The organism is Hydrogenobacter hydrogenophilus (assembly GCF_900215655.1).
GTDB lineage: Bacteria > Aquificota > Aquificia > Aquificales > Aquificaceae > Hydrogenobacter > Hydrogenobacter hydrogenophilus.
In genome coordinates this window covers 197,032-207,188 of record NZ_OBEN01000002.1, presented here as the reverse complement: position 1 = coordinate 207,188, position 10,157 = coordinate 197,032, and the positions used below count along the sequence as shown (strand labels likewise).

The following is a 10,157-nucleotide window of genomic DNA, read 5'->3' as shown; positions in this document are numbered from 1 at the left end:
CTATGAACTTTACGATCTGTTTGTGTTTTTTGTTTCTCATTCTAATATTATCTCCCCATTGTGGGGAGCTTTTTTGCTATTTTTTAAACAGTCTCAGGAGATAGCAGAGCAAACTGGAAAATCAATAGAAGTTATCATAGTAGGAGCGCAAGTTGAGCTAAGGAGTTGTGAAAGGAGACTTAGAGGAGATTTACCTTGAGTTGAAAAAGAGAGGTTTTGAAAGCGACCTTTCTGAAAAGGTAAGTGGATGGAGCGTAATCTCCTTACCTGAGGGCTATAGGGATAGAGTTATAACAATTTACCAAGATGAAAAGCTTAAGATTAGCGTACTTAACCCTTACGACTTTATCATAATGAAGTTAAGAAGAGGCACAGAGCAGGACATAGAGGACTGTTTAATTTATTCAATGCCATAAGCAAACTTTAAGTTAATACACAAACACTTCAGACAAATCCTTTCTGAAAAACTTAGAGAAAGGAAACCCTATCTATAAGTATTAAGCAGGCTACTTCGTAGCTCTGCATCCTCGGACTCTCCTACCAGACCCCTCTCGAAAACCTGTTTGTCTATCCTTGTAGGTTTGAGTACAGATACTATGTACTCCATAGACCTGTATGCCTTTAGCGGGTCCCCACAGGTGTAGACATCTACGGTAGCAAGTCCGTGCTCGGGCCATGTGTGGATGGATATGTGGCTTTCAGCCAGAAGTACAACGCCTGTGGCTCCGTGAGGTTGGAACTGATAGTAGTGAGAGGAGATCTTGGTAAGACCTGCAACCTTGACGGCACTTTCAAGCAAGTGCCTTATGTCCTCGACCTTGTCAATAAGGTCGGGGTTAACACCGTAAAGGTCTGCTAGGATATGCAGTCCGAGGGTCTTTGCCATTTTCTCTCCTCCTTGTCAAGATTTTTGGGTAGAGCAAAACGCCTCATCACAAAACACCTCCTTTAAGACAGAACATTAAATTATAATACTTTTCATGGAAAAAGCAAGAAGAAAAAAAGAAATTAGACCTACTTCTTCTCTCGTCAAACAGGCTGTGTTTAACATATTAGGAGACATAAGAGGTTCTCTGTTTTTAGACCTTTACGCTGGCAGTGGTCAGGTGGGACTTATGGCTGAAGAAAGGGGTGCGGAGGTGATTTTTGTGGAGAAAAATCCTAAACTTGCCAAAGAAATTAAGAAGAAGGCAAGAGGTAATGTGATAATATCCGATGTACTCAAGTTTCTAATGAACTTTGATAGAGAGGCAGATGTGATCTTTGCAGATCCACCTTATAACTATGAAAATTACGAAAAACTTATACAACTTTCATTAAAAGTTCTCAAAAAAGGTGGAATTTTCATATTAGAACACGGCAAAAAGATGGATTTTGGCGCAGAAAGGAAGAAAGTTTATGGAGACACAGTACTGTCCCTTTGGAGGAAGGAAGATGACTAAAGTAGTGTATCCGGGCACTTTTGACCCTCCACACCTTGGACATCTTGACATAGTAAAGAGGAGCTGTGAGGTCTTTGATCGTGTAGTAGTAGCAGTTGCAAGAAATCCAAGAAGACACCTGCTTTTTAACATGGAGGAAAGAGTGGAGATGTTTAAGAAGATGGTAGAGTGTTTGGGAGATAAAGTTGAGGTGAAGGGTTTTGATGGGCTTTTGGTAAATTTTATGCTTGAAGAGGGGATAAGGTTGATAGTTAGAGGTGTAAGGCTATTTACGGACTTTGAATACGAACTTCAAATAGCCATGAACAATTACAAACTCGCAAAAGTTGAAACCATCTTTATGATGCCTTCGCAGGATTACATACACATAAGCTCCACCATAGTAAGAGACATAGCATCCTACTGTGGAGACCTCAAAGGACTTGTCCATCCATATGTAGAAGAGAAACTCAAAGAAAAGTTTGGATGTTTTAAAATGTAAACTATGCGTAAGTGGGGTGTCCTGCTCATATTGTTTTTCCTTTTTCTCTCATCATGTAAAAAAGAAGAAAAGCCTATTACTTTTGAAAGCATAGAAGTTTACTTCTCTCCAAAGGGTTCTGCTCAGTCAGCTATCATAAGAGAGCTACAAAAAGCGCAGAAAAGCCTTGACATAGCTATGTTTGCCTTCACTTCAAGGGAGCTTGGCTCCGCAGTGCTTGATGCTTACAAAAGGGGTGTAAAGGTTCGGATAATTATGGACCAAGGACAAGCAAGGGAGAAGTTTTCAAGATATCCCATATTTGTTCAGGCAGGCATACCGGTAAAGCTTCTACCTGTAGAGGGTAAAAAGTTCATAAAAGGGTTGATGCATAACAAGTTCGCAGTAATAGATAGAAAAACAGTGATTACAGGTAGTTATAACTGGACCGCTAGCGCAGAGGAAATCAACTACGAAAACCTTCTTATTATACACAGCCAAGGGCTCGCAGAAAAATACGAAGATTACTTTGAAAGCATGTGGAAAAAAGCGGGCGACGGGATTTGAACCCGCGACCTTCTGCTTGGGAAGCAGACGCTCCACCCCTGAGCTACGCCCGCTAAATATAATTGTATATCAAGTTAGAGTATAGGTGCAGAAGGCTTACAAAGATCAGAGATTGGGTCTTTTGGTAAGCAACACCATAGATGAGCGAAGGGAAAAAAGTCAGTGCGGACTGAAGGTTTTGATATAGTAATAGGTGAGGTATGGTAAACATAAAAGATACTACAATATTACTGTATCTGCGCATCAAATAACCTCTGAAGAACAGCTCTTCTGCAAAGGCTGAAAGGGTCATGTTAAGGAGGTTATAAAGATCTATGCTTGTGAGCAGAGTCGCGGGAAAGGTGATTACAGAGAGGTTCCACTTATTCTTCCATTTGAAAGGGTCATCTAAGAAGATTAGTGGAGAGAGGAGCACAAAGGCAGAGAGGTCAGGAAGTCCAAATACTTTGCGACTCAAAAGACTTGCTAAAAGCAGAAGGTAGAGAAACACCTCAGAGTAGTTTCTTATAAACCAACCTATCTTCCTGTCTATCATATATAACCTCTAAACTGGAAAAGTATCCACCGGACTTTAAGTCCATTACAATGTGAAAGTACCTACTTTTTACATCAACCAAATCTCTTATAGCGTAGAGAATGTCAAAGCTAAAGCCATCTACAAAGAGTAAATCCTCTACCTTTCTGAAAGGCTCTCTGCTCCTTCTGTCTATGATCCTGTTTGCAAGCGTTTGGTCTATTCTCGGGTCAAGAGCCATAAGTATGTAAGCGTTGGCAGTATTCAGGTTTATCTTTCCAGAAGAGAAAACAGTAGTTAAGCTAAAAAGCCCCGGATAAAACTCATTACCTATAGTCTTACCTACGAGATCCTCCTCTTTAAATCCTACCCATCTTAACTCCTCTTTAGAATCCAAGAGAGCCTTTTTTATTGGGTATTTAGTGTCTATACTTACATCGCTTTTGCCTTCCCAAGCTAAAAGGTTTGTCTTGTAAGATGTGTCTATATTGAGTAATTTAAGAAGCCTTTCAAAAAACTTACCGTACGCCTTGTCATCCACATAATTTAAGTTTAAGAACCTCTCCTCGTCGTATATGCTTATGTTAAGTTTTCCTTTTTGAGTTTCAAAAGTCAGAGGATAAGCCCATCTGTCTTGAAGGCTATCCACTGAAGGATCATCTTTTTTTAAAACCTCAAGCACTACAGGAAGTACTGACATAAACACATGGTAAGCTTGCTGTTTAAAGTAAAGCTCTTCTACTATATTGCGCAAAGATCTGACACTACTGTAAGTGTCCACAGCATAGTACACAGAGGATAAAAAAAATAACAGAACTAAAAACACTATCATCTTATGACCATTTCCACATCAAACATGCCTTGACCCGTGTTGTCCACTGCCTTGAACTTATCTATTTTTATTCCGCGCTCCTCAAGGGAATAAACAAGCTTGGGTATCTTAACACCAGCAACTTTTTTTGCCTTTACCTCGTATCCCGTATCTGTCTGTCTCACAGAAAAGAGCTCTCCCCCTACCTGAGATAACAAGTTCTTCAAAAGGTCTTCAGATGGCTCTTGTCTTTTATGTTGCTTGTAGTTTTTCATGAGAAACATTACTTCTTTATGTTTGAGATATTCCTTATAGTAAGCATCTCTTAGCTGATGATACCTGTTTAAAAACACATAAAAAAGCACGCAAAATAAGAGAAAGAATACAGCGTTTAAACTTCTCTTTGTGAGCATTTACATTTTATTTTATTATATTCACTTTTGAACCTCAAACGGAAAGCTGACCTTTTTAGTCTCGTTGTCTATTCTATACTCAACTCTTAGGATTACTCTTTTTTGGTAGTTAGTGGGTTTCTGAAAGTATACAAAACCCTTAAGAATAGCTCCCGGCTCCACTGTACCAAAAAGAAAAGCGTTATTCACTATGTCAGGATAAGAAGGAGGATAGTAAGGATAGTAAGGATAATAACCAAACCAGTAAGGAGACGAGTAGTAAGATATTCCTAAGGAAAATCTCACATTACTGCCTAACATGGATGATACATCACCAGGAGGTATTGGATTGTATTGACGATTTGCATCATCAATTAAATGAACACCTTGTCTTTCTATGTAGAGGCTTCTTGTGGATAAGTTTTTTACCTCCAAATAGATGGGTAAAACATAGTAAGGGAGGTCCGATGGTGAGTATTCCCACGCATGAGTTTTAACCAATATCTGTACATCTTTGTCCTTATAAATAGCGGTTAGCTTTTCTTTATCTACTGTGAGCCCATCTTCTAAGGGAACTAGCTTTACAGTAGGAGCACATCCGAAAAGCAATACAAAGAAGAAGAAAAATAATTTTTTCATGGCTCTATCTTTATATCAACTCTTTGACCCCTTTTCATCAACTCTTTTATAACTTCCACACCTTTTTCAAAATCTACCACCACACCACCAAAACCTTTTGCAAAGTTCTCTGCATGTTCTTTGCTACTAAAGGCAATTGCAGAAGGGCTACAACAGGGTACAGCTGAAGAACCTATAACATACCACGCAGAGTAGCAGTTTATAGGATTTCCGCTTATAAAGTCCCAAGTCATACAGGCTTCTACTTGATCCTCTTTTATGTTACCGTAAAGTAAAAGACCGCAGTGAGCGCAACAGGCTCTTATCTTTCCATTTTTGAGGTGATATATAAACTCAAGCCTTTTATCCACAAGCTTTGTGCAATAAGCACAGGCGTTTTTCTCTTCCTTTCCCTCCTTTGTATCTTCTAAGGTTTTTAATTTTATCTCTCCGTGTTTTCTTATCAACTTTCCCTCCTTCTCTAACTCTCTAACATCTCGGTAAATAGTCATAAGGGATACACCAAAGTACTGAGAAAGAGCCTTTACACTATTGTAACCCTCCTTTATGAGCTCAAGTATCTTCTCTTTTCTGTCCATACTTAATAATTTAAGTTTTTAACATTTTATAAGCCACCCTTCTTGCTCCTTGTCCGTCAACTAAGAGTCTGCCTACCTTTGACATTTTTAACCGAATGTTAGCATCTTCAAGGTTTCTTATGTACTTTACAATTTTATCCAAAAGTTTATCATCTTCCCACCAACCTGCATAAAGGGCAAATCCTACCTTTTCCCAACTTAAGCAATTTAGAAGTTGGTTTTCAGCCACAGCAACAAGCACGCTTGGAAGTCCTACTCTTGCTAATTCATAAGTAGTTTGTCCACCTGCACTAACTGCCACATCACACGAAACCATAAGATCCCTCATATCTTTCTCTGAAAGTTTTTGGTATACCCTAACTTTACTTGACCTCAAAGAAAGTATTTCACTTCTGTTTTTAAAACCAGAGCCTATAACCACAAATTTCTCAATGTGAGGAAAAACATCCTCAAGATGCTTGACCACTTTAAGAGTCATACTTTTAGAATCATCTCCACCAAAAGTTATAAGTATTTTCCCTATCTGTATATCTGTATCTTTTTTTTCCACATGCCAGAAAGCCCTGCGTAAAGGTGTGTACTTAGTTCCTAAAAGGTAAGATACACCATCCTTTATTTGGTAGTTTAGCTCTCCAGCGTATACACTTCCGTTAAGCACATAGCCACAAGGGTATTCAAGCCTGTTAAAGTCATCTACAAAAAGGCACTTATCTACTTTAGCGCACGCTATTTGGTAATGCTCTTCCTTAGCAAGATAAGAGTCTATTATCACTACCTGTGAATCTTCAAGCTCTTTTTCAAAAGAGTTTAAATTTTCTATCCAATCTATAAACTTTAGGGGGACATTGATAACTTCTTTTACTTCTTCCCCACCCTTTACGACAAAGATACAGTCTTTGGAAAGCTCCTCAAAAGCTTGACATAAAGAAAGACACCTAGTAATGTGTCCAAAGCCTATCCCTTTACCACCCTCTGTGAAAAACTTAATCCTCATCTAACTCAAACTCTGCATATCCTATACACGCTCTATGCAAGCTTTCATCAAAAGGTTTATACTCACCGTGTGCGTGGGTAAAGTTAAATCCCGAAAAGTAAAGTTTTAGCCTGTTTCCTTCCATAATGGGCTGATTTGCAGTGGTTATCATACAGTCATGCCAGTCTTCCCACGCTATCAATGGCTCATCAGATAGCCTTTCCCACCTTACGCAGTCTTTACTGTAAGCAAGATAAAGTCCTATCTTCCCTTCATGGGTTCCTTTCTTAATCTCATACTCTATAAAGAAAAGCCATAGAAAACCCAAGTAGTAGTCTTTGTAATTAAACGCGCAAAGTCCGTAAAAGTCAGCCCATTTAAAACCAAAAGAACGAGCTAGTTTGTCTTCATCTTCTGAAGGTATCCATACAGTTTTAGGTTCTGTCCAGTTTATAAAATCTTCGCTCGTAGATAATCCAACACACCTTCTGATTCTTCCTTTCTTATCTATTTTGTAAGTTTTTACCATGGCTCTATAAACTTCCTCTTTTGTATCCAAAAAGACTGGTGCCACATCACTGAACCAAACCTTTTTATTGTTAGGAAACTTAAGTAGATGTATAACAGGGTTATTCTCGTACTCTTTAAAGTTTATGCCATCCTTTGAAAAGGCAACACAATAACCCCTTTCTGTGTATCCGAATAGCTTGTAAGGGAAAGGATCCTGAGGTTTGTAGATTACGGAAGGCATGTGGTAGTTAGCTACAACGTTGCTCATATACTCAAGGGAACGAGTTTGATTATAAAAATCAAGTACTTTTCCATCTACTTCTACAGTGGGATATACATGTGGTGATGACTCCTTTAAGGGTTTTACAAGTGGCTTTTTCCAATTTATACCGTCTTTAGATTCCGCAAGACATACAAAAAAACCTATACCATCTACATAGCTTTGGTAATACATTCTATAACCATCTTGAAGTCTTATCACAGAACCGTAAAGATATGTATGTAAACCTTCCCATGGATACTCGGGACATAGAATTTTCTCTTTCCTTACAAGCCTCAGCTTCACGGCTTTCTAAAAACTGGTTGCAGAACCTGACCTTCCAACAGTTCGTCTATCATACTATACTCATAGGCAAACTTTACGATATCCAGAACTTCATCGTATACCTGAAGCGTTTTTTCTATTTCTGCATCTGTATGAGAATAAGAAATGTTATGAGAACCACTGAATAGCACACCCCTTTTGGCACATTCCTGCTGAAAGAGTGTTTTGAGCTTCAGTGCTTCATCCCCCAGAAAATCCAACACAAACCTAACTGGGTATCCCTTTACGATTACAAGTTCTTCTAATTCTTTGTTTTCTATGAGCTTTGTTATACCTTCCTTCAGCTTTGTACCTTTTTCCCAAAGGTATGGTATTACTTCTTCTTCTTTCATAAAGTTTATAACTGCTATTGCACTGGCTATACTTAGTGTCTCTCCGCCAAAAGTAAAGGAAAAAAAGACTTCCTCAAGAAGCTCCATTACATCACGTCTTCCCACTATGGCAGATATAGGCATACCGTTCCCCATGGCTTTCCCAAAACAGGCAATGTCTGGAACAACTCCAAAAAACTCCTGAGCACCACCTAAGGAAAAGCGAAATCCTGTGACCACTTCATCAAAAATTAAAAGAGCACCGTTTTTGTGAACAAGCTCTTTTACCTGTAGTAGAAAACCTTCCTGAGGTTCTTCTACTCCCACTGGTTCCATTATAACGCAGGCTATCTGGTTTTGGTACTCATCAAAGAGCTTTTTCAAGCTATCTATGTTGTTGTACTCAAAGGTCAGGGTAAGATTCTTTACTGCCTTGGGAACACCTTTGTTTAGCGTGGTTGTTCCTATGTACCAATCTTGCCATCCGTGGTATCCACAACACGCAACCATATCTCTCCCTGTATATGCCCTTGCCAACCTCACCGCAACGGACGTGACATCAGAACCATTTTTTCCAAACCTGACCATTTGAGCACAGGGAATTATCTGACTAAGAGTATCTGCTAGTTCAAGCTCAAGCTTATGTGGCAGAGTGTAGATTGTTCCTTTTTTGAGTTGTATTTGTAGCTTTTCAAGGATAGGTTCAAATGCATAACCTAAAATACATGCACCTAAACCCATACTGTAGTCTATGTATAGATTTCCATCAAGGTCTTTAAGATAAGCACCTTTACCCTCTTCAACAAAAAGGGGACTTGCGCCTACAGAAAACTGCAGATAAGATTTGCTAAATGTTTGCGAGCAGTTAGGAATTAGTCTTTTTGTCTTTTCAAAATGTCTTAGGTTCTCTTCAAGCTTTAAAGGTTTACCTTTGAGCCCTTTGATGAATTCTCTATCTTCACACAGGGATTTATGGTATCCTTCATTGGGAACTATTTGCTTTTGTCTTCTTAAAAGCTCAGGTCTTTCTTTTATTAACCTAACAACATCTTGGTAAGTAAAATCCTCGGATCTTAACTCCTTTAGGATCCTTTCTATAACTTCGAGGTCTTCTGGATAGTCCACACTTAGGTGTATATGGGAAAGATCTTCCTCGTGATATTTTAAAAAGATCTTCTTTGCCTTCTTTGACTTTCTTATATAGGCACTAACATGTTCTCTTTCGGAAGGAAGTTTGGCAAGTTTGTCTGCTATAACGATCCAATCCCCATTTATTACTTCTACATCAAAGCCATCTATTATTCCTACAAAGGTTATGTAATCTGCATCTTCCTTGGTCATTTTTTCAAGAGAAAATTCTATAAGCTTGTGGTCCACTAAAGGACAATCTCCCGTTATCCTCACAACATAATTAAGATGAAACTTCTTCACAACTTCTGCATATCTACTTAATACATCCGTAGGACTCCCTCTCAAAACTTCCCAGCCCATGGACTTAGCTATCTGTTCAACAGGGTCATCCTCAGGAAGGACTGAGGTAGCAAGGATCTTTTTATCTACACCCACTCTCCCTGCCCGAAGAAGAACCCACTCAAGAACAGTCTTTCCCAAAAGCTTAGAGGTTATCTTCTTAGGAAAGCGTGTAGAACCAGTACGTGCCTGAACTACTATACCGATCGTCATAACACCTTGTCCTGCAAAAGGTAAAGTTCCTGTTTTTTGAGAAGACTTACACAGAAAAAGTTTTTAAAGTCTATGTTTTTAAAACTTTTCGTGTCATGATTATAACATATACTTGCTAATTCAAGATAAGATCCGGAAATTAAAAATATGTTCTTATAAGGTTGTTTGTAAGTGTATACCTCATCTTTTATGTGATGATAAGGGTTTTTAACAAAAAAAGGCAGTTGAAAATCCCCTATAACAAGATACCCACCCATTTTTAGTGCCTTATCTATGTTAGTCACAGCTTTGAATAAGTTTTTCCTATCTATCCAGTGCAGAACACTATTAACAATAACAAGATCAAACTCATCATGAAAATCCATCTCTTCTGCAGTAATCTGATAGAATTTTATAAAAGGAAACTTATCTATGCCATCTTTTACCGCTTTTTTTGAAGGTTCTACTGCAGAGCATATACATCCATATTTCTCATGAAGTTTAGCAAGTCTATAGCCGTTGGATGCACCTACTTCTAAGACCTTGCTATTTTTATCTAAAAGGTCATAAAGGTCAAGAAGCTGAATGACTATATCTTCCATGGGTTTCAGCAATTCTTTATTTCTCTCGAACCATTGATCTGATTCGTATTTTTTGAAAATCTCAAACTGTCCCATGAAGGTTTATTTTATTA

The 10,157-nt window shown here is 38.5% G+C and carries 15 protein-coding genes and 1 tRNA gene; 5 read left to right on the top strand and 11 right to left on the bottom strand.

Annotated features, from left to right (window positions below):
• Together CP948_RS08910 and CP948_RS03830 are read left to right on the top strand one after the other, a co-directional pair.
• A partial coding sequence (locus tag CP948_RS08910; RefSeq protein WP_219350203.1) for a hypothetical protein occupies positions 1-199 on the top strand: 199 nt, incomplete at its 5' end.
• Positions 168-416, top strand: a complete 249-nt coding sequence (locus CP948_RS03830; RefSeq protein WP_096601263.1) for a DUF6036 family nucleotidyltransferase — start codon at positions 168-170, stop codon at positions 414-416. The genes CP948_RS08910 and CP948_RS03830, both read left to right, overlap by 32 nt.
• Positions 417-484: 68 nt before the next feature.
• On the opposite strand, the gene speD is transcribed toward CP948_RS03830, so the two are convergent.
• Entirely contained in the window at positions 485-886 is a 402-nt protein-coding gene (gene speD, locus CP948_RS03825; protein ID WP_096601261.1) for an adenosylmethionine decarboxylase, read from the bottom strand.
• A gap of 94 nt (positions 887-980) precedes the next feature.
• Here speD and CP948_RS03820 point away from each other — a divergent pair, with 94 nt between their 5' ends.
• The 3 genes from CP948_RS03820 to CP948_RS03810 are packed head-to-tail and all read left to right on the top strand — an operon-like array spanning position 981 to position 2,469.
• Positions 981-1,442: an RsmD family RNA methyltransferase gene (locus tag CP948_RS03820; RefSeq protein WP_096601259.1), complete on the top strand. Its 462-nt coding sequence runs from the start codon at positions 981-983 to the stop codon at positions 1,440-1,442.
• Positions 1,435-1,923 (top strand): pantetheine-phosphate adenylyltransferase, encoded by a 489-nt coding sequence (gene coaD / locus CP948_RS03815; protein WP_096601257.1) that lies wholly within the window; start codon positions 1,435-1,437, stop codon positions 1,921-1,923. The genes CP948_RS03820 and coaD overlap by 8 nt, the downstream gene beginning before the upstream one ends.
• Positions 1,924-1,926: 3 nt before the next feature.
• Positions 1,927-2,469 (top strand): phospholipase D family nuclease, encoded by a 543-nt coding sequence (locus CP948_RS03810; protein WP_245810077.1) that lies wholly within the window; start codon positions 1,927-1,929, stop codon positions 2,467-2,469.
• Here CP948_RS03810 and CP948_RS03805 read toward each other — a convergent pair.
• The 10 genes from CP948_RS03805 to CP948_RS03760 all read right to left on the bottom strand — a co-directional run bounded on the left by CP948_RS03805 (position 2,451) and on the right by CP948_RS03760 (position 10,140).
• Positions 2,451-2,522: transfer RNA gene (locus CP948_RS03805), tRNA-Gly, on the bottom strand. The genes CP948_RS03810 and CP948_RS03805 overlap by 19 nt on opposite strands.
• On the bottom strand, positions 2,522-3,004 hold the full coding sequence (locus tag CP948_RS03800) for a CPBP family intramembrane glutamic endopeptidase (RefSeq protein ID WP_096601255.1): 483 nt from the start codon (positions 3,002-3,004) through the stop codon (positions 2,522-2,524). Before CP948_RS03800 ends, CP948_RS03805 begins: the two co-directional genes overlap by 1 nt.
• Entirely contained in the window at positions 2,961-3,815 is an 855-nt protein-coding gene (locus CP948_RS03795; protein ID WP_096601253.1) for a type II secretion system minor pseudopilin, read from the bottom strand. The genes CP948_RS03800 and CP948_RS03795 overlap by 44 nt, the downstream gene beginning before the upstream one ends.
• On the bottom strand, positions 3,812-4,207 hold the full coding sequence (locus CP948_RS03790) for a hypothetical protein (protein ID WP_096601251.1): 396 nt from the start codon (positions 4,205-4,207) through the stop codon (positions 3,812-3,814). Before CP948_RS03790 ends, CP948_RS03795 begins: the two co-directional genes overlap by 4 nt.
• Positions 4,208-4,228: 21 nt before the next feature.
• Positions 4,229-4,825 carry a hypothetical protein gene (locus CP948_RS03785; RefSeq protein ID WP_096601249.1) on the bottom strand — a complete coding sequence of 199 codons (597 nt, stop codon included), beginning with the start codon at positions 4,823-4,825 and terminating at the stop codon, positions 4,229-4,231.
• Entirely contained in the window at positions 4,822-5,403 is a 582-nt protein-coding gene (locus CP948_RS03780; RefSeq protein WP_096601247.1) for a DeoR family transcriptional regulator, read from the bottom strand. Before CP948_RS03780 ends, CP948_RS03785 begins: the two co-directional genes overlap by 4 nt.
• A gap of 10 nt (positions 5,404-5,413) precedes the next feature.
• Positions 5,414-6,397 carry a UDP-2,4-diacetamido-2,4,6-trideoxy-beta-L-altropyranose hydrolase gene (pseG, locus tag CP948_RS03775; RefSeq protein ID WP_096601245.1) on the bottom strand — a complete coding sequence of 328 codons (984 nt, stop codon included), beginning with the start codon at positions 6,395-6,397 and terminating at the stop codon, positions 5,414-5,416.
• Positions 6,387-7,451 (bottom strand): hypothetical protein, encoded by a 1,065-nt coding sequence (locus CP948_RS03770; protein ID WP_096601243.1) that lies wholly within the window; start codon positions 7,449-7,451, stop codon positions 6,387-6,389. Before CP948_RS03770 ends, pseG begins: the two co-directional genes overlap by 11 nt.
• On the bottom strand, positions 7,448-9,484 hold the full coding sequence (locus CP948_RS03765; protein WP_096601241.1) for an aminotransferase class III-fold pyridoxal phosphate-dependent enzyme: 2,037 nt from the start codon (positions 9,482-9,484) through the stop codon (positions 7,448-7,450). The genes CP948_RS03770 and CP948_RS03765 overlap by 4 nt, the downstream gene beginning before the upstream one ends.
• Positions 9,481-10,140 carry a class I SAM-dependent methyltransferase gene (locus CP948_RS03760; protein ID WP_096601239.1) on the bottom strand — a complete coding sequence of 220 codons (660 nt, stop codon included), beginning with the start codon at positions 10,138-10,140 and terminating at the stop codon, positions 9,481-9,483. The genes CP948_RS03765 and CP948_RS03760 overlap by 4 nt, the downstream gene beginning before the upstream one ends.
• Positions 10,141-10,157 lie beyond the last annotated feature (17 nt).